Annotated in this window: 19 protein-coding genes and 1 riboswitch; of the genes, 14 read left to right on the plus strand and 5 right to left on the minus strand. The window is 67.4% G+C overall.

The window, feature by feature from the left end:
- Positions 1 to 269 precede the first annotated feature (269 nt).
- Complete coding sequence (locus tag AC1Q7F_RS13270) at positions 270 to 1,607, minus strand: pentapeptide repeat-containing protein (RefSeq protein WP_492507515.1); 1,338 nt, start codon at positions 1,605 to 1,607, stop codon at positions 270 to 272.
- A gap of 576 nt (positions 1,608 to 2,183) precedes the next feature.
- On the opposite strand from AC1Q7F_RS13270, the gene AC1Q7F_RS13275 reads away from it, so the two are divergent.
- The 4 genes from AC1Q7F_RS13275 (at position 2,184) to AC1Q7F_RS13290 (ending at position 8,299) form a co-directional block, all read left to right on the plus strand.
- On the plus strand, positions 2,184 to 3,527 hold the full coding sequence (locus AC1Q7F_RS13275) for a dicarboxylate/amino acid:cation symporter (RefSeq protein WP_492507517.1): 1,344 nt from the start codon (positions 2,184 to 2,186) through the stop codon (positions 3,525 to 3,527).
- A 42-nt stretch (positions 3,528 to 3,569) separates the two neighbouring features.
- Positions 3,570 to 5,336 (plus strand): sensor histidine kinase, encoded by a 1,767-nt coding sequence (locus tag AC1Q7F_RS13280; RefSeq protein WP_492507519.1) that lies wholly within the window; start codon positions 3,570 to 3,572, stop codon positions 5,334 to 5,336.
- A gap of 5 nt (positions 5,337 to 5,341) precedes the next feature.
- On the plus strand, positions 5,342 to 6,661 hold the full coding sequence (locus tag AC1Q7F_RS13285; protein ID WP_492507803.1) for a sigma-54-dependent transcriptional regulator: 1,320 nt from the start codon (positions 5,342 to 5,344) through the stop codon (positions 6,659 to 6,661).
- A 117-nt stretch (positions 6,662 to 6,778) separates the two neighbouring features.
- Positions 6,779 to 8,299 carry an FAD-binding oxidoreductase gene (locus tag AC1Q7F_RS13290; protein ID WP_492507521.1) on the plus strand — a complete coding sequence of 507 codons (1,521 nt, stop codon included), beginning with the start codon at positions 6,779 to 6,781 and terminating at the stop codon, positions 8,297 to 8,299.
- 126 nt (positions 8,300 to 8,425) lie between these two features.
- On the opposite strand, the gene AC1Q7F_RS13295 is transcribed toward AC1Q7F_RS13290, so the two are convergent.
- Positions 8,426 to 10,504, minus strand: coding sequence for a methyl-accepting chemotaxis protein (locus AC1Q7F_RS13295; RefSeq protein ID WP_492507523.1), 2,079 nt, complete (start codon positions 10,502 to 10,504; stop codon positions 8,426 to 8,428).
- 220 nt (positions 10,505 to 10,724) lie between these two features.
- A riboswitch (cobalamin riboswitch) is annotated at positions 10,725 to 10,908 on the plus strand.
- Between the two features lie 228 nt (positions 10,909 to 11,136).
- Between AC1Q7F_RS13295 and AC1Q7F_RS13300 the strand changes: the two genes are divergently transcribed.
- The 7 genes from AC1Q7F_RS13300 (at position 11,137) to AC1Q7F_RS13330 (ending at position 18,397) form a co-directional block, all read left to right on the plus strand.
- Positions 11,137 to 12,987 carry a TonB-dependent receptor plug domain-containing protein gene (locus AC1Q7F_RS13300; RefSeq protein WP_492507525.1) on the plus strand — a complete coding sequence of 617 codons (1,851 nt, stop codon included), beginning with the start codon at positions 11,137 to 11,139 and terminating at the stop codon, positions 12,985 to 12,987.
- On the plus strand, positions 12,987 to 13,826 hold the full coding sequence (locus tag AC1Q7F_RS13305; RefSeq protein ID WP_492507527.1) for an ABC transporter substrate-binding protein: 840 nt from the start codon (positions 12,987 to 12,989) through the stop codon (positions 13,824 to 13,826). The genes AC1Q7F_RS13300 and AC1Q7F_RS13305 overlap by 1 nt, the downstream gene beginning before the upstream one ends.
- Before the next feature lie 166 nt (positions 13,827 to 13,992).
- Positions 13,993 to 15,009: a FecCD family ABC transporter permease gene (locus AC1Q7F_RS13310; protein WP_492507529.1), complete on the plus strand. Its 1,017-nt coding sequence runs from the start codon at positions 13,993 to 13,995 to the stop codon at positions 15,007 to 15,009.
- A complete protein-coding gene (locus AC1Q7F_RS13315; RefSeq protein ID WP_492507531.1) occupies positions 15,006 to 15,797 on the plus strand; it encodes an ABC transporter ATP-binding protein in 792 nt (263 codons plus the stop codon). The genes AC1Q7F_RS13310 and AC1Q7F_RS13315 overlap by 4 nt, the downstream gene beginning before the upstream one ends.
- The gene (gene cobU / locus AC1Q7F_RS13320) at positions 15,794 to 16,306 is read left to right on the plus strand and encodes a bifunctional adenosylcobinamide kinase/adenosylcobinamide-phosphate guanylyltransferase (protein WP_492507533.1); all 513 of its coding nucleotides are present in this window, start codon (positions 15,794 to 15,796) and stop codon (positions 16,304 to 16,306) included. The genes AC1Q7F_RS13315 and cobU overlap by 4 nt, the downstream gene beginning before the upstream one ends.
- A gap of 10 nt (positions 16,307 to 16,316) precedes the next feature.
- A complete protein-coding gene (gene cobO, locus AC1Q7F_RS13325; protein WP_492507535.1) occupies positions 16,317 to 16,934 on the plus strand; it encodes a cob(I)yrinic acid a,c-diamide adenosyltransferase in 618 nt (205 codons plus the stop codon).
- Complete coding sequence (locus AC1Q7F_RS13330; RefSeq protein ID WP_492507537.1) at positions 16,934 to 18,397, plus strand: cobyric acid synthase; 1,464 nt, start codon at positions 16,934 to 16,936, stop codon at positions 18,395 to 18,397. The genes cobO and AC1Q7F_RS13330 overlap by 1 nt, the downstream gene beginning before the upstream one ends.
- Positions 18,398 to 18,565: 168 nt before the next feature.
- On the opposite strand, the gene cbiB is transcribed toward AC1Q7F_RS13330, so the two are convergent.
- Positions 18,566 to 19,507 carry an adenosylcobinamide-phosphate synthase CbiB gene (cbiB, locus tag AC1Q7F_RS13335; protein WP_492507539.1) on the minus strand — a complete coding sequence of 314 codons (942 nt, stop codon included), beginning with the start codon at positions 19,505 to 19,507 and terminating at the stop codon, positions 18,566 to 18,568.
- Position 19,508: 1 nt separating this feature from the next.
- Here cbiB and cobD point away from each other — a divergent pair, with 1 nt between their 5' ends.
- The 3 genes from cobD to AC1Q7F_RS13350 all read left to right on the plus strand — a co-directional run bounded on the left by cobD (position 19,509) and on the right by AC1Q7F_RS13350 (position 23,325).
- Entirely contained in the window at positions 19,509 to 20,537 is a 1,029-nt protein-coding gene (cobD, locus tag AC1Q7F_RS13340; RefSeq protein WP_492507541.1) for a threonine-phosphate decarboxylase CobD, read from the plus strand.
- A gap of 82 nt (positions 20,538 to 20,619) precedes the next feature.
- A complete protein-coding gene (locus AC1Q7F_RS13345) occupies positions 20,620 to 21,825 on the plus strand; it encodes a GDSL-type esterase/lipase family protein (RefSeq protein ID WP_492507543.1) in 1,206 nt (401 codons plus the stop codon).
- A 123-nt stretch (positions 21,826 to 21,948) separates the two neighbouring features.
- Positions 21,949 to 23,325 carry an L-serine ammonia-lyase gene (locus tag AC1Q7F_RS13350; RefSeq protein ID WP_492507545.1) on the plus strand — a complete coding sequence of 459 codons (1,377 nt, stop codon included), beginning with the start codon at positions 21,949 to 21,951 and terminating at the stop codon, positions 23,323 to 23,325.
- Here the strand turns inward: AC1Q7F_RS13350 and AC1Q7F_RS13355 are convergent, their stop codons facing one another.
- Together AC1Q7F_RS13355 and AC1Q7F_RS13360 are read right to left on the minus strand one after the other, a co-directional pair.
- Complete coding sequence (locus AC1Q7F_RS13355) at positions 23,326 to 23,535, minus strand: hypothetical protein (RefSeq protein WP_492507547.1); 210 nt, start codon at positions 23,533 to 23,535, stop codon at positions 23,326 to 23,328.
- Between the two features lie 128 nt (positions 23,536 to 23,663).
- Positions 23,664 to 24,524, minus strand: a complete 861-nt coding sequence (locus AC1Q7F_RS13360; protein ID WP_492507549.1) for a metallophosphoesterase family protein — start codon at positions 24,522 to 24,524, stop codon at positions 23,664 to 23,666.
- Between the last annotated feature and the right edge of the window lie 97 nt (positions 24,525 to 24,621).

A 24,621-nucleotide genomic window follows, 5' to 3' on the forward strand; every position in this document is an offset into this window, starting at 1 on the left:
ATGTAGCTTTATGGAGGACTTATCGCATGGGTTTGTGCGCTGCGACAATCGCGGATGTCGGGGGGCAGGGGTGCAAGGGCGGGGGTGGGGGGCTTGGATCGGTCTATTCTTGACGGAAAACGCCCCTTTCCCGTCATCCCGGCGACAAGCCGGGACCCAGGGACCACGCGCCCGACCTATCGGCAGCTTTGAAGAAAGCTGCGTAGAGGTTTGCGCCTGTGGCCCCTGGGTCCCGGCTTGTCGCCGGGAAGGCGGCCAGGGGGGCGTCGTTACTTCATCCGGAACCGGTTACGCAGGCCGAGGCCGATCAGGAACAGGAGGATCAGGCCCAGAACCATCTGCGCCCCGCTTAAAAAGCGCAGCCAGCGGGACAGTTCCGGCAGGGCCCCCGGTTCAATCAGTTCCTTGCGCAGCCCCAGCGGCCCCAGCGTGTTCGCCGTGCTGACCCCCAGCGACAGCAGGAAATCCCACCCCAGCACCGGCCAGAACTGCACCGCCCCGACCAGGATCAGGGCCAGAAGCCAGCCGAGCGGCCGCAGATAGCTTTGTCCGTAGTGGCATAGGACACCATAAATCCCAATCGGCAGACCCCTGAACTGTCCTGCCGCCACCCGGCGGCATTCCAGTTCCTTGGAGAAGAACATGAGTTCATCCTCATGCTTCTTCAGCCGGTCCATCTCCAGCTTCAGGCGTTCGTATGCGTCGGTGAAAGCACCGGCTTCGCCAGGGTCCACCGGCGGTCGGGGCCAGGATACCTCACGCCAGACCGTTCCCTCATGCAGCTTGGCGCCGGGGAACATTGGGGGACGCCCTTCAAAACGACATCCCTCGAAATAGGTAGGCGCCTTCATTTCGGCATTGGTGAAAACCACCTTATGGCCGAATGCGGCGCTGCTGAAATCGGCATACCCGGAGATTGTGGCGCTGCTGAAATCGACGTCCCCGGAGAATGTGGCGCTGTTGAAATCGGCATACTCGGGGAATGTGGCGCTGCTGAAATCGACGTCCCCGGAGAATGTGGCGCTGCTGAAATCGGCATACCCGGAGAATGTGGCGTTGCTGAAATCGGCGTCCCTGGAGAATGTGGCGCTGCTAAAATCAACGCTCACAAAAGCATATCCGTTAAAACACACAGCATCATTGAAATGACATGAGCGAAAGCCGATCGCCAAATCAGGCGCAGGCATGTTGATCGACCATTCCCCCGCCCGATCGACAAATTTCTGCCGAAGTTGCGCCAGTTCCTGTTCATCAAAGGGCCTAAGCTCTTCCCCCGTAACCCGGTCCTTCAACCGCTCACGTTCTTCCGCTGTCCATTGGGACGCATGGTAACGATTCCATGCAACACGGTTCTGGGCCTGACGCTCGTCATCAATCCAACCCGGCACACCAACGTCCGGCACCCCATACAAAGTCGCCAGCAGATACCACGGGTTATCCTCGGCGGGCGTCAATCCGCTCTGTGCTTCAGCGATAGGCATCGGCATTGCCTGCTTGCGGTTGTGCAGTTGCAGGATGGTACCGTAGCCTTCGAGTGAAAGACAGAGATGCGGGCGGCATTTGCGTTTCTCCCTCAGAGTATCAGCGCCGAAGTGCCGATGGATCATCCACGCTCGCCTGACCGCCGCCGCCGATAGGTCGGGCGCGTGGCCCCTGGGTCCCGGCCTTCGCCGGGAAGGCGAAAAAGGGGTGCCGCTCCGTCATCCGCAACCGGCGTCAGCCGTTGAACGAGTCGTATCGGCGCTGATCGCGCCTTGCGCTGGGCCCCGGCTTTCGCCGGGGTGACGGTGGAGAGAGCGGGAAACGGCGGCGCCACTGGGTCCCGGCCTTCGCCGGGGAGGCGGCAAGGGGGTGGCCGCTCCGTCATCCGCTACCGGCGTCGGCCGTTGAACGAGTCATATCGGCGCTGATCCCGCCTTGCGCTGGGCCCCGGCTTTTGCCGGGGTGACGGTGGAGACAGCGGGAAACGGCGGTGCCACTTCGCGCACGTCTTTCCGAAATCCCGCACAAACCCCACTACCTCTGTCCGGCATTCCAGACAAACCACCCGTCCGCCCCCCGCCAAACCCTTGATTCACCGTCAACCCAGCCCCTGGCACGGCGCATGCCTATAGGCCCCCGAAAGCGGGACGGGGCCGGGTGGCTCCCAACCCGATCGTGATATCGATCTTGGGAGAAGCGACATGGCCCAGAGTGCCAGCATCGCCGCCAGCCCGGCGGCGCCGAAGAAGTTTTATCAAAGCCTTTATGTGCAGGTGCTGGCGGCCATCGCCATCGGTATCGCGCTGGGCCATTTCTACCCCCATGTCGGCGAGAGCATGAAGCCGCTGGGCGATGCCTTCATCAAGCTGATCAAGATGCTGATCGCGCCGATCATCTTCTTCACCGTCGTGCATGGCATTGCCGGCATGGAGGATATGAAGAAGGTGGGCCGCGTCGGCTTCAAGGCCATCATCTATTTCGAGGTGCTGACCACCATCGCCCTGGTGCTGGGCATGGTCATCGTCAATGTCTGGCAGCCCGGTGCCGGCATGAATGTCGATCCGGCCACGCTGGACACCAAATCGATCGCATCCTATGCCGCCAAGGCGCAGGAGCAGGGCACCGTTGCCTTTCTGATGCATATCATCCCCGCCACGGTGGTCGGCGCCTTTGCCGAAGGCGAGATCCTGCAGGTGCTGTTCATCGCCATCCTGTTCGCCTTCGGCCTGCACAGCCTGGGTGACAAGGGGCGGCCGATCCTGAACCTGATCGACCAGATGTCGGGCGTGTTCTTCAAGATCGTCGCCATCCTGATGAAGGCCGCCCCCATCGGCGCCTTCGGGGCCATGGCCTTCACCATCGGCAAATACGGGGTGGAGACGCTGGTGTCGCTGGGGCAGCTGATGGCCGCCTTCTATGCCACCTGCCTGATCTTCATCTTCGGCGTGCTGGGCGTGGTGGCGCGGGTCTGCGGTTTCTCCATCACCCGCTTCATCCGCTATATCCGTGAAGAGCTGCTGATCGTGCTGGGTACGTCCTCGTCGGAAAGCGCCCTGCCGCGCCTGATGGCCAAGCTGAACAAGCTGGGCGTGGAAAGGTCGGTGGTGGGTCTGGTCGTGCCGACGGGTTATTCGTTCAATCTGGACGGCACCTGCATCTATCTGACCATGGCCGCCATCTTCCTGGCCCAGGCCACCAATACCGACCTGACCATCTGGCAGGAGCTGGGCATCCTGGCCGTGCTGCTGCTGACCTCGAAGGGGGCGGCCGGTGTCACGGGTTCCGGCTTCATCGTGCTGGCGGCGACGCTGGCCAGTGTGGGCCATATCCCCGTCGCCTCCATCGCCCTGATCCTGGGTGTGGACCGGTTCATGTCGGAAGCGCGCGCCCTGACCAACCTGATCGGCAATGGCGTGGCCACGCTGGTGGTCGCCAAGTGGGAAGGGGCCTTGGACATGGACAAGCTGCAGGCCGAGCTGGCCAACCCGACCAGCATCGAGGAGGCGGAGCAGCGCCCCCGCGTGGCGATGGCGCCGGCGGAGTAAGCCCTTCCGCAAAACCTGTTTCATCCTCTATCCTTTGCCGCCATGACCTCCCCCCTTTCCATGCGCGGCCGCAACAGGGTGAAGACCGGCCTGATCGGGCTGGTCTTCGCCCTGTTGGCGTTCCTGCTGGCCTGGGCCGGGGGGGAGCTGGCGTCGGGCATGGCGCGGCAGTCGCTGCTGGATCAGGCGGGGCCGCGCCGGGCGCTGCTGATCGCCGGGCTGCGCAGCGAGCTGACGCGGCATGAGACGACGCCGGCCATCCTGGGCCTGTCGCGCACGCTGCGCAGCGCCCTGCAAAGCCCGGACGATGCGGCCGCCATCCAGGCCGCCAATCTCTATATGGAACAGATTGCCGACCGCACCGGCGCGGCGGCGCTGTACCTGATGGACACGGGCGGCACGACGCTGGCGGCCAGCAACTGGCGCCAGACGGACAGTTTCGTGGGGCGCAACTTTGCCTATCGCCCCTATTTCCGCGAGGCGCTGGCCGGCGGGTCCGGCCGTTTCTATGGCATCGGCACCACCAGCCGGGAGCCGGGCCATTATTTCGCCCGCGCGCTGGAGGAGGGGGGGCTGACGCTGGGCATTACTGTGGTCAAGGTGTCGCTGGCGCCGGTGGAGAAAAGCTGGGCCGGGCTGTCGGACCGCATCCTGGTGGTGGATGGCAATGGCGTCGTCATCCTGTCATCCGTACCCGACTGGACCTTCCGCACCCTGTCGCCCCTGTCGGACGCGGAGAAGGTGCGGCTGGCCGATACAAGGCAATATGAGAGCGTGAGCCTGCGGGCCCTGGACTGGCGGCCGGGGGTGGATGGGACGGTGGCGCTGGTGGGCGGGCCCACACGCTATCTGGCCAGCGACAGCGTGGTGGAAGGCACGAACTGGCGGCTCTACCTGCTGTCCAGCCTGGACGGCGTGGTCTTGGCGCGCGACGTGGGGCGGGTCGGCGGGGTCGGTGTGGCGGCGCTGTGCCTGCTGGGCTGGCTTTATTGGCGGCAGCGGCGGCGGACAAGGCTGGCCTGGAAACGGTCGGCCGACGCGCTGGAGCGGGAGGTGGCGGCGCGCACGGCGCAGCTGGTGGCCGCCAATGACGATCTTCGCCGGGCCCAGGATGATCTGGTGCAGGCGGCCAAGCTGGCGGCGCTGGGGCAATTATCGGCCGGTATCACGCATGAGCTGAACCAGCCGCTGGCAGCACTGCGCACCTTTTCCGACAATGCCGCCGCCTTTCTGGGGCGCGGCAAGCTGGACCGGGTGGCGGAGAACCTGGGCCATATCGCGGCGCTGACCGAGCGCATGGCGCGGATCACCGGGCAGCTGCGCACCTTCGCCCGGCGGTCGGAGAACCGGCCGGAGGATGTGGCCGTGGGCCGCGCCATCGACAATGCCCTGACCATCCTGGCCGAAAAGGTGCGGCGGGTGGGCGCGGATGTGGAGATATCCGTGCCGGCGGGCCTGTGCGTGCGGTGTGATGCGCTGAGGTTGGAACAGGTGCTGGTCAACCTGATCGGCAATGCCCTGGACGCGGTGGCGGGGCGGGAGGTGCGGGTTGTGCGGGTGACGGGGGAGGGCGCTGAGGGGCGCGTACTGCTGCGCGTGGCGGATAGCGGACCGGGCATCGCGGACGCGCATATGCCGCATTTGTTCGAGCCGTTCTTCACCACCAAGCCGCCGGGCCTGGGTCTTGGCCTGGGGCTGGTGATTTCGGCCGGCATCATCCGCGACCATGATGGTACGCTCACCGCCGGCAACGGGCCGGAGGGGGGAGCGGTGTTCGCCATCGACCTGCCGGCGGGGGAAGGGGAGTGAGCATCATGGGGGCCATCCTGCTGGTGGAGGATGATGATGCCGTCCGCCTGGGCGTGGAACAGGCGCTGGAACTGGCCGACCTGCCCGCCACCTGCTTCGCGGCCGCCGAACCGGCCCTGGACGCGCTGAAGCGGGGCGGGGTCGACCTGCTGGTCACCGATGTGCGGTTGCCGGGGATGGATGGTCTGGCGCTGCTGAAGGCCGCACTGGCGGTCGATGCGGGGCTGCCGGTGATCCTGATGACCGGGCATGGCGACATCGCCATGGCGGTGGGGGCCATGCGTGACGGCGCCTATGATTTCATCGAGAAGCCATTTGCGTCCGACCGGCTGGTCGCCACCGTGACGCGGGCGCTGGAGAAGCGGCGCCTGTCGGCGGAGGTGGGGGCACTGCGCCAGGAACTGGCGCGTCAGGATGGGCTGGACGCCGCGCTGCTGGGGCGGTCGGCGGGCATGATGGCGGTGAAGAAGCTGATCCGCCAGGTGGCGGATACCGGCGCCGACGTCCTGATCCTGGGGGAGACGGGCAGCGGCAAGGAGATGGTGGCCCGTGCCCTGCACCAGTTCTCATCCCGCGCGGCCAAGCCGTTTGTCGCCATCAATTGCGGCGCTATCCCCGACAGCATGGTGGAAAGCGAGCTGTTCGGGCATGAGGCCGGCGCCTTCACGGGTGCCGCCAAGACCCGCATCGGCAAGCTGGAATTCGCCGATGGCGGCACCGTGTTCCTGGACGAGATCGAGAGCATGCCGCTGGCCGCCCAGGTCAAGCTGCTGCGGGTGCTGCAGGACCGGCGGGTGGAGCGGCTGGGGTCCAACCGGTCCATCGCCCTGGATATCCGCTTCGTGGCGGCCACCAAGGAGGATCTGGGGGCGCTGTCGCGGCAGGGGCGGTTCCGTGAGGATCTGTACTTTCGCCTGAATGTCGTGCCGCTGTCGCTGCCGCCGCTGCGCGACCGGCGCGAGGATGTGGGCATGCTGCTGGACCATTTCCTGCTGGCCGCCAGCGACCGGCTGGGCCGGGCGCCGGTGCCCGTGCCGGCAGCGGATCGCCAGGCGTTGCTGGCCCATCGCTGGCCGGGCAATGTCCGCGAGCTGCGCAATGTCGCCGACCGCCTGGCCCTGGGTCTGCCGGCCCTGCTGGGCGGTGCCCCGGCGGAGGTGGGGCTGGCGGCACAGGTGGAAGCGTTCGAGCGGCAATTGATCAATGCCGCGCTGGCCGACCATAAGGGCGATGTCGGGGCGGCGGCGGAGACCCTGGCCGTGCCCCGGAAAACGCTATACGACAAGCTGAAACGTTTCGGGATCGAAATAGATAAATTCCGGTGATCGTTATCATTTCTGTTTCGAAACAATATTCCGGTTTCGACCATTCACAACCCCGCGTTGACGGATAGAGCATATGCTCATATAAACCTAAACGATAATATGTTTGGGGAGAGCATCATGCTGCAAAGTGTAGCACCGTCGCGTCGTCATTTCCTGGTGGGATTGGGAAAGTTCGCGGCGGTGGCGCCGCTGGTCCCATCGCTGCCTTGGGCTGTGGCGGCCAATGCCGCGACGCCGCGCGATGCCTGTCCGCCGCCATCGGCCTGGAAGGATCTGGCCGCCCAGGTCAGCGGCGGGGTGCTGACGCCGCTGGACCCGTTCTTCGCCGATGTCTGCCGGCCCAATAATCTGCGCTATGGCACCCTGCCTATGGGCATCGCCCGCTGTCTGAAGACCGAGGACGTGCAGGCCGCCATCCGCTGGGTGCGGCAGCAGGGGCTGCCGTTCCGGGTGCGGTCGGGCGGGCATAATTATGCCGGATATTCGGCCACCAACGGCCTGCTGATCGACATGTCGCTGATGGCCGGGGTGGAGGTGGTGGACAAGAAGGCCGGCATCGTCCGGGTCAAGGGCGGCACCGGCAACGCCCTGGTCTATAAGGAGCTGGAGCGGCTGGGCCGTACCATCACCCATGGCCGCTGCGACGCGGTGGGGGCGGCGGGCTTCCTGCTGGGCGGCGGCATCGGCTTCAACATGCGCCATTACGGGGTGGCATCGGACCTGCTGCGGGCCACGTCGCTGGTCACCGCCGACGGGGAACGCCACGAGGCCAATGACAAGGACGATAGTGGCCTGTTCTGGGCCTGCCGCGGCGGGGCCGGGGGCAATTTCGGCATCAATACCGAGTTCACCTTGCAGACCTATGCCGTGGACAATGTGTCGGTCTGCCAGCTGACCTGGACCAAGGATCAGGCCGATGTGCTGTACCGGCTGCTGCGCGACCTGCCCAACGCCCCCAACAGCTTCGGCAGCAAGGTGAACGTCACCCTGCCCAGCATCCAGCAGCGCTGCCAGGGCACCGGCAGCAATGTGTCCATCCTGGCGCAGCTGCACAATACCAGGGGCACCAGCCTGGAGAAGATCTTCGGTGATCTATGGGAACGCGCCGACAAGCGCGTCGTGCACACGAACATCCCTTATTGGGTGGCGCAGGATTTCCTGTCGGAGACGACCTTCCCCTATTATTACCAGGAGAAGTCCAACTACATGCATGCCGCCGCCATCACGCGGGAGGCGGTGGATGCCATGTTCGAAGCGGCCCGGGCCCAGCCCGGCACCTCCATGCCCGTGGCCTTCAAGTTCTTCCAGGCGGGCGGGGCCATCAATAATGTGCAGGCCGACGCCACCGCCTATGTCCATCGCGGCTATGACTGGCTGTTCTCGGTCGAAATGAACTGGTGGCAGCCGTCGGACCCGCAGGGGCTGATCGACGAGAACCTGGCCTGGCAGAAGGATTTCTACGCCCTGGCCAACAAGAGCTGTTCGGCCGTCGGCGCCTATCAGAATTTCCCCGACCCGACGCTGGACGATTGGGCGACCGCCTATTATGGCGCGAACTATGCCCGCCTGCGGGAAGTGAAGAAGCAGGTCGATCCGGCCAGTTTCTTCAATTACGGGCAGGGTATCCGGCCGATCTAAGCGCTCCCTCAGTCGCCGGGCGCCGCCTCCGGCGGCTTGGCTGCGCGCACACGAGTGCGCGGGCGCTCAACGCGCCAACCAACCTGTGGCGAGCCAAGCTCGCCACAGGTTGGTATTGGAATGACGTCAACCCGCGCGCATCTGGGCCACGAAGCCGCCAATCTCCCGGTCGGCGGCGCCGGCGCTGTCGCGGACCCTGGCGGCATTGTCCAGGGCCGTCACCGCGGCCTCGGTCACGGCCAGCACCTTGTCGGCGATGCCCTGGATGGCGCGCGAGGCGTCGTCCGTGCCAAGAGCAGCCTCGTTCACGTTGCGGGCGATCTCCTGCGTAGCGGCGGTCTGTTCCTCCACCGCCCCGGCGATGGCCGTCGTCGTCTCGCTGATGGTGCGGATGGTGGTGACGATGCCGACCATGGCCTTGGCGGCTTCGGCCGATGAGGTGCGGATGGAGCCCACCAGTTCGGCAATCTCCTCCGTCGCCTTGGCGGTTTGGGTGGCCAGGTTCTTCACCTCCGACGCCACCACGGCGAAGCCCTTGCCGGCCTCTCCCGCCCGCGCCGCCTCGATCGTCGCATTCAGGGCCAGCAGGTTGGTCTGACTGGCAATGTCGCTGATCAACTGCACGACGGCGCCGATGCGCTCGGCATTCTGCGTCAGGGCATCCACCGTGCCGGTGGCATTGCCCGCCTCCTCCTCGGCGCGCGACGCCACGGTGGCCGACATCTGCACCTGGTTCCCGATCTCCGCGATCGAGGCGCGCAGCTGTTCGGCGGCCGACGCCACGGTCTGTACATTGCTGGCCGCCTCCGTCACCGCCGATGCCCCCAGGGCCGTGCTCTGTTGTGTATCGGCGCAGTCGGTGGACATCAGCTGTGCCACCCCCACCATCTGTTCCGCACTGTCGGAGACGCCGCGCAGCAGGGCCCCCACCTCGCGCTCGAACCGGTCGGCCAGGGCCAGACGGTCGGCCTTCAGCTTGGCATCAGCCTCGGCATCCTTGCGATCCGCCTCCATGCGCAGACGCTCGGCCTGCGCCAGCCCGTCGCGGAATTCGACCACGGCTTCCGCCATATGCCCGATCTCATCCACCCGGTCGGTGCCGGGGATGGCGGATGTCAGGTCGCCGCGCCGCACGCGGGCCATGGCGTCGGTCAGGGCCAGGATGGGCCGGGCCAGGCTGTTGCCCATCAGCACGAACAGGCCGGCAGCCAGCGCGACCATCACGATGGCGATGATGGACAGGGTGGTGACGGACCGGGTCAGGGCCGCGTCGATCACGCGGGTCGGAACCGTGGTGACCAGCACCCAGCGTTCCTGAACGTCCTTGAAGCGCAAGGGCACGGCGGTGACCAGCCGTTCCTCCCCCTCCAGCCGGATGCTGGCCTGGATGGCATGGTCTTCCTGCTGGGCCTGGGCCACCAGATCGGCCAGGGGGCCCTTTTCCATTGGCTTGTTCAACTGCTCGGCCGTCGGATGCACCACCCAGTGGCCGTTCTGGGCCAGCAGGCGCACATCGCCCTGTTCCAGCGGGCGGAAGGCGGCGAACTGCTTCTGCAGGGCGGTCAGGGCCATGTCGGTGGTGGTGATGCCCACGGGCTTGCCGTCACGCCGGATCGGTGTGCTGACGGTGACCATCAGCACATCCTTGCCTTCCACCGGATAGATATAGGGAGCGGTCAGCATGGTACGGTTGGCGGCCAGCGGGTCCAGGTACCATTCCTTGATCCCGGCCTCCAGGGTCATCACCAGCGGTTCAACCCCTACCGTCCCGTCGGACTTGCGGAAGAAATAGGGCACGAAGCGGCCCGATGCATCAGCACCCTCCAGACCCTTGCCGGCCGTGTCGTCCCCGTCGAAACCACCGGGCTCGAACGCCACGGTTACGCCGACAATGTCGGGGTTGGCGGCCACGGCAGCGGTGGTCTGGCCCGCCAGCAGTTGCCGCGTGAAACCCCCTGTCCGCAGCCCGCCTTCGGCCTGAGCGTTGACAATGCGGACATTGTCGATGGCGTTTTCCACCAGATCGGACGCGATCAGGGTGAAGCCCGTCGTCGCCTCCGCCAGGGCCTGTCGTACCTGCCCGCCGGTGGTACGCTGCGACTGGACGGCGGCACCGATGGTCAGCGCGATGCCCAGACCCAGGCAAAGCCCGACGCCGGACAGGACGAGACGTGTCTTCAGGGAGGAACGGAGCGACCGGATCATGGGCATTTTCCCTTGGGGGCTTCGGGGGAATGGCTGCGCCCGCGTGCTTGCCGGATCCTTTCCCACCGCAGGGTGAGAATAGCGGCGCTTTGTTCAAGCTTTTTGACGGTGGTGCCGATTTTCGCCCGAGGCGGCGCATTGTTGTCCCCATGCCACATGGACGGGGGTGACATGCCGGGGCGGCTCCAAGGGTTTCCTTGCGCCCCCTTCGCGGGCGCGGTAAGACCCGTGCATCGATGGTTCCCCCGGCAACGGGGGTGAAAAGGGAATGCGGTTAAATTCCGCAGCTGCCCCCGCAACTGTAAGCGGCGAGCGAAGCCCGACATGGCCACTGGGAAACTGGGAAGGCCGGGCTGATGCTGTGACCCGTGAGCCAGGAGACCTGCCGTCGGCAATGCGTCGCGCGGCCATTGGGCGGGGTGCCCCGATGGGACGGTTTACCGTTTCGCGCCGGCGCTTCCGAAGGAGTGCGCGGGTGGAACGTTTGTTTGGAAAGGGGCCCGTGGCGGCCATCATCAGGTCCAGCATATCGGTGTGAAGGCAGAGGTTCCGCCATGGCGGAGCGCTGTCGATGCCGACCGCACGCACATCCCTCCGGATTCGTCAGAAAAGAACGGATCGGAGCCTTAGAAGTGAGCCACATTACCCATTTGCGCGCCACCCTGCTGGGTGCCGCCGCCATTCTGACCGCCATGCCGGCATGGGCCGACCCGACCCAGGTCGCCGAAATCATCGTCACCGCCAACAAGGTGCCGACCGCGCAGGCCCGCGTGGGCAGCACGGTCAATGTCATCGACGCCGCCGAGATCGAGCGCCGGCAGCAGGTGCAGGCCATCGATCTGCTGAAGCGCCTGCCGGGCGTGTCCATCTCCCGCAATGGCGGGCTGGGCAGCACCTCCACCGTCCGCCTGCGCGGGTCGGAAAGCGGCATGGTCAAGGTGCTGATCGACGGCGTGGAAGTGAACGACGCGTCGGGTGCCAACAACGAATTCGACTTCAACAGCCTGATGACCGGCGATATCGAGAAGATTGAGGTGCTGAAGGGTCCGCAAAGCGCGCTTTACGGCAATGACGCCATGGCCGGCGTGATCAATGTCATCACCCGGCGCGGCGAAGGCGAGACCCGGATCCGCGGCACGATCGAGGGCGGTTCCTATGGCACCTTCCGCCAGCAGGCCTCGCTGACTGGCGGCACCGAACAGGCTGATTACGCCCTGTCGGCCGCCAACCTGTCCACCGACGGTTTTTCCCGCACCTTCGTGGGCGACGAGAAGGATGGCACCGATGCCCGCTCCGTCAGCGGCCGGGTCGGTTTCCAGGCCAGCGAGATACTGCGCTTCGACCTGAATGCCGGCTGGTCCTGGCTGGACACCGAATTCGATCCGTTCGGCGGCGATGGCCCGTCGGACCAGGAGAAGGAGACGTGGCAGGTCCGCGGTGCGGCCAGCCTGTCACTGCTGGATGGCAAGTTCGAGAACAGCCTGGCGGCATCCTATGCCGGCACCGACCGCGATTTCGACGAACCCACGGGCTTCTATCGCTTCTCCACCTTCGACAGCCGGCGCAAGGCGCTGGATTATCAGGGCAATCTGCATCTGCGCGACAAGGATGTGGCCACCATCGGCCTGTCGGTGGATGAGGAGGATGCCAAGACCACCAACACGGTGGGCACCACCACCACCACCGGCCTGGATGACAAGGTCACCACCAAGTCGGCCTTTGCCCAGTATCAGGCGGCCCTGACCGATGACCTGACCGTCACCCTGGGCGGGCGCGTCGATGATCATGAGCAGTTCGGGACGGAAGGCACCTGGCGCGCCACCGGTGCGTATGAGGTGCCGACCACGGGCACCATCCTGCGCGCCAGCTATGGCACTGCCAACAAGGCGCCGACGCTGTATCAGCTGTACGACCCGTTCTATGGCAATGCCAGCCTGAAGGCCGAAGAGGGCAAAGGCGTGGATGCCGGGTTCGAGCAGCCGTTGCTGGATGGGCGTGTCAGCTTCGGCGCCAGCCTGTTCCGCAATGTTTATGACAACATGATCGCGTTTTCCAACGGCTATATCAATGTCGCCAAGGCGCGGACCAAGGGTGTGGAACTGACCTTCCAGGCGCAGCCGGTGGAAAGCGTGCTGATCCAGGCCAACTATACCTATCTGGAAGCCAAGGACCGCCGTACGGGCCGCGACCTGCCGCGCCGGCCGCAGGACACGATCAACGCGTCGGTGGACTGGACCGTCGCCCAGGGCATCGATCTGGGGGCCGCCCTGCGCTATGCCGGCAAGCAGCGCGACACGGCGTCCGCCACCGCGCCCATCCTGGATGATTACACCGTCGTGGACTTCACGGCCCGCTGGGCGGTGCTGGACAATGTCAGCCTGTTCGGCCGGGTGGAGAACCTGTTCGATGAGGATTACCAGGAGGTTCGCACCTATCGCGCGCCGGGCCGGTCGGCCTATGGCGGCGTGACGGTGACGTTCTGATGCGGATCGGCGTCGCCCTGCTTCTGGCAGCCCTGACGGCCACCCCGGTAGGGGCGGCGCCGAACCCACATCCCGCTGGGCGTGTGGTTTCGCTGTCGCTTTGCGCTGACCAGTTCCTGCTGGCGCTGGGCGTGCCGAGCCAGATCGCCGGGCTGACGCGGCTGGCGGGGGACGACCATCTGTCGCCCTATGCCGCGCAGGCCGCCGGGATGGTGACGCATGACGGGACGGCGGAAGCCGTGCTGATGCTGAAGCCCGATCTGGTGGTGGCCGGTGGATACGCCAGGGCCCAGACGGTGGGCATGCTGGAACGGCTGGGCGTGCCGGTGCTGAAGCTGAAATCGGCGCAGCGGCTGGACGAGATCCCGGCGCAGATCGAACAGGTGGCCAAGGCCCTGGGCAGGGATGCCGAGGGCCAGCGCCTTGCCGACGATCTGCGGGCCCGCCTGGCCGGCCCCGGACCGGGCCCACGGCCCACGGCGGCACTCTACCGGCCGGGGAGTGAGGTGCCGGGCACGCGCGGCATCGTCAATGACATGATGAATGCCGCCGGGCTGGAGAATATCGGTGGGCGGATGACGGGCCGGCCCAATGGAAGGGTGGCGGTGGAAACGCTGCTGCTGAACCCGCCCGACCTGCTGGTGGTGGACAGCCTGCGCCCCGACCGGCCGGGCATCGGGCAATCGGTGCTGGACCACCCGGCCCTGACACGGACGCGGGGCGGGATGGCGGTGGCGGGCTTTCCCATCGCCTATTGGCTGTGCGCCACGCCAGCCTCGATCGAGGGGGTGGCGTTGCTGGAGAAGGTGGCGGGGGAAGCGTTGGGGGATCAGGAATGAACGTCGCCATCACTATCGCCTCCCCGGCGAAGGCCGGGGCCCAGGGGCCAAAGGGTCAAACATTCCCGCATGCCCCGATCCACGCTGCCGACGGGTCGGGCTTGCGGCCCCTGGGCCCCGGCCTTCGCCGGGGAGGCGAAGAGAGTGCGGATATGGGAGGTGCCACATGACTGCCGTCACGCAGCCGGTGTCCACATCGACCTTCCCCATCCTCCCGGTCCTCCTGATCCTGTTCCCCATCCTGCTGGTCGCGTCCTTCCTGGTCGGCCCGGCGGACGTGCCGGCCGGGGATCTGCTGTCGGGCCTGTTCTCCGACCAGGCCAGCCCCGCCGCCCTGATCGCGCGGGAAATAAGGCTGCCGCGGGCATTGCTGGGGGCGCTGGTCGGGGCCGGGCTGGGCATGGCGGGGGCGGCTTTGCAGGGGTATCTGCGTAACCCGCTGGCCGAACCATCGCTGATCGGGGCGTCGTCATCAGCCTCGCTGGGGGCGGTGCTGGCCATTTATTTCGGGCTGTCGGCGACGGCACCGCTGGCCCTGCCGCTGGCGGGGATGGCGGGGGCGGCGCTGGCCATGGCGCTGATCCAGGGGCTGGCGGGGCGCGATGCGTCGGTGCTGATGCTGATCCTGGCCGGGCTGGCGGTGCAGACGCTGGCCGGGTCGCTGACCTCCCTGGCGCTCAACCTGGCGCCCAATCCGCATGCGGCACTGGAAATCGCCTTCTGGCTGCTGGGCAGTCTGACCGACCGCACCAACGACCATCTGCTGGTCTCCGCCCCCTTCATCCTGGCCGGTATTCTGGTGCTGGGGGGCAGCGGCCGGGCGCTGGATGCGCTGGGGCTGGGCGAACGCACGGCGGCCAGCATGGGCGTGGACCTGAACCGGCTGCGCTGGCGCGTCATTGCCGGCACGGTGCTGGCGGTGGGGGCGGCGGTGGCGGTGACGGGCAGCATCGGCTTTGTCGGGCTGGTGGTGCCGCACCTGCTGCGCCGGGTCACGGGCAACCAGCCGTCCAAGCTTTTGTGGCCGTCGGCGCTGGCCGGGGCCTGCCTGCTGATCGCGGCGGATATCATGGTGCGGCTGCTGCCCACCAATGACGAATTGAAATTGGGCGTCGTTACGGGCTTGATCGGCGCGCCCTTCTTCTTCCATCTGTTGCTGCAAACCAGGGAGCGGATGCGATGAGCCTGCTGTCGGTCCGGAATATCAGCGTGGCGCGCGGCGGTCGGCCGGTGCTGGACAGGGTGGACCTGTCGGTGGGTGCCGGGGAATGCGTGGGCCTGATCGGGCCGAACGGGGCGGGCAAATCCACGCTGCTATCGGTGATGGCCGGGCTGCTGCCGGCCCAGGGCGCGGTGGCGCTGGACGGCAAGGCGCTGGCCGACTGGCCCAGGGCGGAGCGGGCGCGGCGCATCGGGTTTCTGGAGCAGGGGGCGACCTGCCACTGGCCGCTAACGGTGGAGCGGGTGGTGACCTTGGGCCGCCTGCCGCATGCCAGCCCCTGGGGTGGGGAGCAGGCGTCCGACCGGGCCGCCATCGACCGTGCCATGGCGCAGTGCGACGTCACACAGTTCGCCACCCGCAATGTCACCACCCTGTCGGGCGGGGAGCGGGCGCGGGTCATGCTGGCCCGCGCGCTGGCCGGCGATCCGGCCGTGCTGCTGGCCGATGAGCCGGCCGCCGGTTTGGACCCGTATCACCAGTTGCAGGTGATGGAACTGCTGGCCGAGCTGGCGGCGGGCGGCATGGCGGTGGTCGTGGTGCTGCACGACCTGACGCTGGCCCTGCGCCATTGCACGCGGCTGTGCCTGCTGGACGAGGCCGGGCGAGTGGCGGGCGATACCGGGCCGGAGGCGCTGCTGGACAGCGGGGCGCTGGGCCGGGTCTATGGGATCGAGCTGGTGCGCGGCGGGCATGAGGGGGCGCCGTTCGCGCTGCCCTGGCGGAGGTTGCGGGTGGAGGCGCGGGCATGAACGCGGCGCTGACCCTGGTGCTGGGCGGGGCGCGGTCGGGCAAGAGCCGGATGGCGGAAAGCCTGGTCACGGCCCGGCCCGGCCCCTGGACCTATATCGCCACAGCGCAGGCGTTTGACGAGGAGATGCGCGAGCGTATCCGCCATCATCGCGGCGACCGGGGCGAGGGCTGGGTGACCATCGAGGAGCCGATGGATCTGGTCGGCGCCCTGATCCGCGCCAATGCTGCCGGCCGCCCCGTGCTGGTCGACTGCCTGACCCTGTGGCTGACCAACATCATGCTGGAGGGGCGTGACGTGACGACGGAAAGCGCGCGGCTGCTGGACCTGCTGCCCCGGCTGGCGGTGCCCGCTGTGATGGTCGGCAATGAGGTCGGGCTGGGCATCGTGCCCGACAACCGCTTGTCGCGCCTGTTCCGTGACCATGCCGGCCGCCTGCACCAGGATATCGCCCGCATTGCGGACAAGGTGCTGTTCATGGCCGCCGGCCTGCCCATGCATTTGAAATAAGGAGCAACCCATGGACCCGATCATCACGCCGGAGGAGGCGGAGCGCCACAAGGCCAAGATGCAGAAGCGCAAGGCCCTGATGGATCGCCGCATCGCGGAGCGGAGCCATGAGAAGGGCCTGCTGATGGTCCATACCGGGCCCGGCAAGGGCAAATCCACGGCGGCCATCGGCCTGATGGTGCGCGCCGCCGGCCATGGGTTCCGGGTCGGTTTCATCCAGTTCATCAAGGGCGCCTGGGCCACGGGCGAGCAGGTGGCGCTGGAGCGGTTCGAGGATCTGATCGAACATCACGCCATGGGGGAGGGTTTCACCTGGGAAACCCAGGACAAGGAGCGCGACATCCAGGCGGCGCGCCGCGCCTGGGACAAGGCGTGCCAGATGATGGCCGACCCGCGCTATCGCCTGGTGGTGCTGGACGAGATGAACATCGCGCTGCGCTACGGGTATCTGCCGGTCGATGAAGTGGTGGCCACACTGGTATCCCGCCGGCCCGACCTGCATGTGCTGGTTACCGGCCGCAACGCCAACCCGGCGCTGATGGAGGCGGCCGATCTGGTGACGGAGTTCCAGGCGGTGAAGCATCCGTTCAGCGCCGGGATCAAGTCCCAGGCGGGGATCGAGTTCTGATGCGCACCCGGCCGCGCGCCCTGATGATCCAGGGGACGGGATCGGATGTGGGCAAGTCGCTGCTGGTGGCAGCACTGGCCCGCGCCTTTGCCAATCGCGGCCTGTCCGTGCGACCCTTCAAGCCGCAGAACATGTCCAACAATGCCGCCGTAACGGCCGATGGCGGGGAGATCGGACGGGCCCAGGCGCTGCAGGCACGCGCCGCACGGGTGGAACCGTCGGTGCATATGAACCCCGTGCTGCTGAAGCCGCAGAGCGATGTCGGCGCGCAGGTGGTGGTGCAGGGCCGTATGCTGGGCACCGCCAGGGCGGCGGAATATCAGGCACGCAAGGGTGAGCTGCTGTCCGCCGTGCTGGACAGTTTCGCGCGCGTGGGCGAGGGCGCCGATCTGGTGCTGGTGGAGGGGGCGGGCAGTCCGGCGGAGATCAATCTGCGCGCCCGCGACATCGCCAATATGGGCTTCGCGCTGGCGGCAGAGGTGCCGGTGGTGCTGGCGGGTGACATCGACAGGGGCGGAGTGATCGCCAGTCTGGTGGGCACGCATGCGGTGCTGGACGATGCCGACCGGGCCGCCATCAAGGGCTTCATCATCAACAAGTTCCGGGGCGATATCCGGCTGTTCGATGACGGGCTGGTGGAGATCGAGCGGCGCACGGGCTGGCGCGGCTACGGGGTGCTGCCGTTCCTGCCGGCTGCGGCAAGGCTGCCGGCGGAGGATGCGGTGGCGCTGGACCATTGGCGCGACGGGCCGGGCAAGGGGCTGCGGGTGGTGGTGCCGATGTTGTCCCGTATCGCCAATTTCGATGATTTCGATCCGCTGCGGCTGGAACCGTCGGTATCGGTGACCATGGTGCCGCCGGGACGGCCGCTGCCGCTGGATGCGGACCTGATCATCCTGCCGGGCAGCAAATCCACCATCGCCGATCTGGCCTTCCTGCGCGCCCAGGGCTGGGACGTGGATCTGCACGCCCATATCAGGCGCGGCGGGCGGGTGCTGGGCATCTGCGGCGGGTACCAGATGCTGGGCCGCACCATCGCCGATCCGGGTGGCATCGAAGGGCCGGCAGGCGCGGTCCAGGGGCTGGGCTGGCTGGATGTGGAGACGGTGCTGACCGGGTCCAAGGTGCTGAAGCCTGTCACCGGGATAGGGGCGGCGGGGGAGGGCGGTTTCGCCGGGTATGAGATGCATGTCGGCGTGACCGAGGGCGCAGGACGGGCCCGACCGATGCTGCTGCTGGACGGGTCCGGGCCGGAGGGGGCGCTGTCGGCCGATGGGCGCATCGCCGGCTGCTATATCCACGGGCTTTTCGGGGCCGACGGGTTCCGGGCGGGGTACCTGGCCGGGTTCGGGCAGGCGTCGGAGCTGTCTTATGAGACGTCGGTGGATGCGGCGCTGGATGAATGCGCCGCCGGGGTGGAAGCGGCGTTGGATTTGGATGGGCTGCTGGCCCTGGCGGGGTAGGTAATGGCGACGTGCGCCTTCTCCTTTCCGTCATCCCGGCGCAAGCCGGGACCCAGGGGGCACAAGCCCGACCGACTCGCCATATCGGTGAAAGCGGCTTCACCGTTCTTCATTTGGCCCCTGGATCCCGGCTTGCGCCGGGATGACGGGGAAGGGGTGACGGGCGCGTCAGAGCATTGCCCAACCCGCCGCCAGCACCCACATCAACCCCAGCGACCGGCGATAGAGCCGCAAGCCCGCCTCTATATCGCCCGCCGTGACATCGGCCCTGCCGTCACCCATCCAATGATCCTCGACGACTGTGCCCGCATAACGCCGGGGACCCGCCAGACGCAGGCCCAAGGCACCAGCCATCGCCGCTTCCGGCCAGCCGGCGTTGGGGCTGCGATGCTTGCCCGCATCGCGCTTCACCGCCCGCAAGGCCGCCCCCATCCGGGGGCCGGATGCCAGGGCCAGCAGCAGCGCCGTCAGGCGGGAGGCGGGCAGGTTGACCAGATCGTCCAGGCGGGCGGCCGCCCAGCCGAAGGCTTCGTGTCTTGGCGTGCGGTGGCCGATCATGCTGTCGGCGGTGTTGATCGCCTTATAGGCCAGGATGCCCGGCAGGCCGCCCACCGCCAGCCAGAAGGCGGGGGCGGTAATGCCGTCGGAGAAATTCTCCGCCAGGCTTTCAATGGCCGCGCGGGCCACACCCGCCTCATCCAGACTTTCCGGGTCGCGGCCGACGATATGGGCCACGGCGGTGCGGCCACCGGCCAGTCCGCCGGTCTGCAGGCCAACGGCGACGGCCTTGACGAAGCGGTAGAGGCTGCGCTGGGCCAGCAGGCTGGAGGCAAGCAGTGCCAGCAACAGCCAGCCATAGGGCAGGGACAGCAGCCACACGTGCAGCGCCGCGCCGATGGCGATGGCCCCGCCCACCAGGATCAGCACGGTGACCACACCGCCCAGCCGCCGCGCCGGGGCCGGACCCCGGTTCAAGCTGCGGTCCAGAGTGGAAATGATCGCGCCGATCCAGGTCACGGGGTGACGGATGGAGCGGTAAAGCGCGTCCGGGTAGGACAGCAGCGCTTCCAGCATCAGGGCGCACAAGAGCAGGGGTGGGAAAATCTCCATGATGGAACAAGGTGATAGCATGGATGATGCCGGCGCGCAGCCCCATGGCGGCGATCTGGGCACGATGGCGGCCCTGTTCCCCGACGCCCCCCGCCCCTGGGTGGACCTGTCCACCGGCATCAATCCCTGGCCCTATAAGCTGCCCGCCCTGGACCCGGCGCTGTGGACGCGGCTGCCGTCGGCGGCGGACGAACGGGCGCTGAAGCACGCGGCCATGGGCGCCTATGGCGTGGCCGACCCGGACGCGATCCTGGCGGCACCGGGGTCGCAGGTGCTGATCAGCGGGTTGCCCTTCCTGCGCAAGCCGGGTGCGGATGTGGCCATCGTCGGCCCGACCTATGGGGAGCATGCGCCGGCCTGGGCGCGGGCGGGGCACAGGGTGCGGATGATCACCGACCTGCCCGATCCGGACGGGTCGTTGCCCGACGTGCTGCTGCTGGTCAATCCCAACAACCCGGACGGGCGGGTGCATGATCCGGCCCGGCTGCTGGGGCTGCTGACGGCAATGTCGCAGCGGGGCGGATGGTTGGTGGTGGACGAGGCGTTCTGCGACCTGCGCCCCGACCTGTCGCTGGCAGCATATGCCGGGCGGCCGGGGCTGATCGTGCTGCGATCTTTCGGCAAGTTCTATGGGCTGGGCGGATTGCGGCTGGGGTTCCTGCTGGGGCCGGCGGGGCTGCTGCGTGCGATGGCGGCGCGGCTGGGGCCCTGGGCGGTGGCGGGACCGGCGCTGGCGGTGGGGACTGTGGCACTGGCGGATGCCGCCTGGCGGGTGGCGACGCGTGAACGGCTGGCGGCTGCAACCGCAGCGTCGCTGGGCCTCTATGCAGGAGCAGGGGTTGAACGGGTTGGCGGCACCGATCTCTTCACCCTGATCCGCTGCGATCCGGCGCTTGATCTCTTCACCATCCTGGGGCGGGGCGGGCTGCTGGCACGGGCGTTTGGGAACCGTCCCGGTCTGTTAAGGCTGGGTCTTCCCCCTGACGCCGCCACTTTTGACAGGCTGTCGCGGGCGCTGGCGTGCCGATGATGCCTATCCCCAAAGCCCCACTTTGACCGTCGCGCATTCTCCCATTATATGATCGATCATATCGATAAATGGGAGGAAACACATGCGTGCGACGGGATTGAGGACCCTTCTGGCGGCAGCGCTGGTGATGGGCCTTTCGGCCTGCGCCTGGGGCGGAGCCGGGACGGACAAGGCAGCCTTGGTATGGCGGCCGGCCTGGGCGCTGGCGCCGCTGCCGCCGGGTGACGGGCCCACCTATGACAGGCAGACGGTGCGTCAGACCCTGGTGCTGGATGCCGGCGGACAGGCGCTGCGCCTGCGCTTCACCAATGAACTGGGCACGCAGCCGGTGGCTTTCGGGCCCGTGCGCCTGACGCCGCTGGATGAAAAGGGCCAGCCGGCGGGATCACCGGTCGCCGTCACCTTCGGCGGACAGCCGGGCGCCAGCCTGGCCGTGGCGGCACCATTGCTGAGCGACGTGGTGGCGCTGCCGGTGCGCAAGGGTCAGGGGCTGGCCCTGTCCATCCATTATCCAGGCTCCACCATCATCGCCGGCCATCGGCCGCAGGTGGAGGTGGCGTCGGGCGACCAGACAAGCCTGCCGGGCGCGCTGCCGGGGGCGGAGGTGAAACGGTCGCCCAGCCCGCTGGCGAGCGTGGAGGTGCTGGGGGCGCCCGCGCGCGTGCTGGTGGCCATCGGCGACAGCATCACGGAGGGCGATGTCACCCATCAGGCGCCGGGTGGTACCTATCCACGCCGGCTGTCGGCGCATCTGGCGGCGCGCGGGGCCGCAGCGGCGTCGACCATCGTCCTGAACCAGGGCATATCGGGCAACCGGCTGCTGCGCCCCAATGCCGGGGCCAACATGCTGGCCCGTTTCGACCGCGACGCCCTGGCCCAGAACGGCGCCACCGATATCGTGCTGCTGATCGGCATCAACGATATCGGCAACGGGTCCATCAAGCCGGGCGAGGCAGTGACGGCGGAACAGGTTATCCAGGGTCTGGCGCAGCTGCGCGACCGGGCCCAGGCGAAAGGTCTGCGCATCCATGCCGGCACCCTGCTGCCCTATGAAGGGGCGAAATATTTCCGGCCCGATGGCGAAGCGCTGCGCCAGGCGGTGAACGCATGGATACGGTCACAAGAGGCGCAGTTCGACGGGGTGGTGGATTTCGACAAGGGCATGCAGGACCCGGCACGCCCCACCCGCCTGCTGCCGGCCTATGATATTGGCGACAATCTGCATCCCAGCGAGGCGGGGTACGAGGCGATGGCGGTACTGGTGGAAAAGGCATTGTTCGGACGCTGAACTTCCGCCATGCCGGAATAGCGGGCACAGGGAGCGGCGTGCTATGGGTTCGCGCACCAGAACAGGGCCGGTGAACGGCCCATTGCGATCCATAGACACGGCCCCAGGGATGGCACGCCAGAAATGACCGTCAGCGTATTCGACCTGTTCAAGATCGGCGTCGGGCCCAGTTCGTCGCACACGATGGGGCCGATGACCGCCGCCTTCCGCTTCGGTGAACGGGTGGGGGCGGCGGGGCTGCTATCCCGCGTGGCCCGCGTCACCGTCACGCTCTATGCCTCGCTGGCGCTGACCGGCAAGGGCCATGCCACCGACCGCGCCGCCATCGTCGGTTTGGCCGGGTTCCAGCCGGCCACCGTCGATCCCGATGACAGCGACCGGCTGGTGGCGGGGATCGAAGCCGGGGACAAGCTGCTGTTCGCGGGCCGGCAGCCCGTGGATTTCGTCCCGGCCCGCGATATCCTCTGGCGCGGCGGGGAACGGCTGACCTTCCATCCCAACGGCATCCTGTTCGCGGCCTTGGACGCGGATGGCAATGAGCTGGCCAGCCGCACCTATTTCTCGGTTGGCGGCGGGTTCGTGGTGGATGAGGATGAGGCGCGGTCCAACCAGCCGGCCGAGGCCGGGCCGGGCATGCCCCACCAGTACCGCACGGCGGATGAGCTGATCCGGCTGGCCGATGGGCGCGGCATGACGATTGCCCAATTGGTGATGGAGAATGAATGCGCCTTGCTGCCGGAAGCCGGGGTGCGTGACGGGCTGGACCGGATTTGGGCCGCCATGGATGCCTGCATCGACCGCGGCATGCGCCAGGGCGGCACCCTGCCGGGCGGGCTGAATGTCCGCCGTCGGGCGGCAAAGCAGTATGAGGAATTGCTGGCCAAGCGCGAACGCATGCTGACCGACCCGCTGTCGGCGCTGGACTGGATCAACCTCTGGGCACTGGCGGTGAATGAGGAGAATGCCGCCGGCGGCAAGGTGGTGACCAGCCCCACCAACGGGGCGGCCGGCATCGTGCCGGCCGTGCTGCGCTATTACGACAGGCTCTGCCAGGGCACGGTGACCGGGCGGCACAATTTCCTGCTGACCGCCGCCGCCATCGGCGGGCTGTACAAGCGCAATGCCAGCATCTCCGCCGCCGAGGTGGGGTGCCAGGGGGAGGTGGGGGTGGCCTGCTCCATGGCGGCCGGCGGGCTGGTCGCGGCCCAGGGCGGCACCAACGCCCAGATCGAGAACGCGGCGGAGATCGGCATGGAGCATAATCTGGGCCTGACCTGCGACCCGATCGGCGGGCTGGTGCAGATCCCCTGCATCGAACGCAACGCCATGGGCGCCATCAAGGCCATCGACGCCGCCCGCCTGGCCCTGATGGGCGACGGCACCCACCATGTCTCGCTGGACCGGGTGATCGAGACCATGCGGCGCACGGGCGCCGACATGTCGGAGCGGTATAAGGAAACATCGCTGGGCGGGCTGGCGGTGAACCTGCCGGAATGCTGATCAGCGCTGGTCGCGGTCCTTGCGGCGGCTCTTGCGCTGCAGGAAGACGAACAGGGTGAACAGCAGGCCCGCCCCGATGAAGGCGGCGAACACGGCGCCGCGCCCGGCCGTGGGCAACGGCGCCAGCATCTCCGTCGTGCGGAAGGTGGCATATGTCAGGGCACCCAGGCCCAGGGCGGCACCCACCAGCACCAGCAGAAAGGGGCGCACGTCCGGTCTCCATCCATCATCGGTCATGAGGCGCGTGCAGAATATCCCCTTTATGGAAGCGTTCAATGGTGGATCGGACGACGCTGCTATCCAGATGGACCATCAGGCCGGCAGATAGAAGGCTGTGGCTATGACGTCAGCACCAGACGCAGGGCGCGGTCGGGGCCGCGCCCGTGGGGCTGCCACTGGCGGGGATAACCCAGCGACACTTCCTCGAACCGCACGCCGTCGCGCCAATGGGTGCCGGGCACGTGCAGATGGCCGTGGATGCAGGCGAGGGCGCGAAAGCGCAGGTGCCAGTCGGTGGTGGCGCTGGTTCCGCACCAGGGGCTGAAGCGCGGGATGCGGCGCAGGGTCACCAGATCGGCGCGCAAGGGATAGTGGTTGATCAGGATGCTGCCCATGCCGGATGGCAGTTCCGCCTGCAGCCGACCTTCCGTCCAGGCGACGCGGGCGGCACACCAATCCTGGCGGGTGGGATAGGGTGCCGGCGACAGGCGCCGTTCATCGGCGCTGCGCAGCCGCTTCTCCCACGCCCAGTCCAACACCCTTTCCAGTGGCACGTCGTCGGGTCGGAAGCTGTAATCGTAGCCCAGGAACAAGGGTGCCAGCAGCACGGGCCCGCCCGGCCCCTGCCAGATGGGATAGGGGTCTTCGGGCGTCACCACGCCCCAGGCGCGGGCGATTTCCACCAATGCCCGGTACTTGGCATCCCCGCCCAGGGGGCCGTCGGGCAGGTCGGTTGTCCATAGTTCATGATTGCCGGGCACCCATAGCAGGCGCCTGAACCGGCGGGACAGGGTGTCGAAGGCGCGGGTCAGGTCGTCGGGCCGTTCGGCCACGTCGCCAGCCAGGATCAGCCAGTCATCGCCATGGTCGGGCAGTTGTTCCAGTGCTTCCCGATTGGCCGACAGTGACAAATGCAAATCACTGATCGCCCATAGACGCGGCGCGCGGTTACCGCACCCGTTCGCAACCTGCAGCCGCATGGTGAATTCCACCTGGAAATGCTAAACTTGGCCCCAGTTTGAGGCGGAGGGAAGGTTTGGGCAACGCGGTTGGGCCAACATACGTCTGGATGGCGGC

The sequence above is a fragment of the Niveispirillum sp. GW835-FHT14G11 genome (assembly GCF_058793615.1).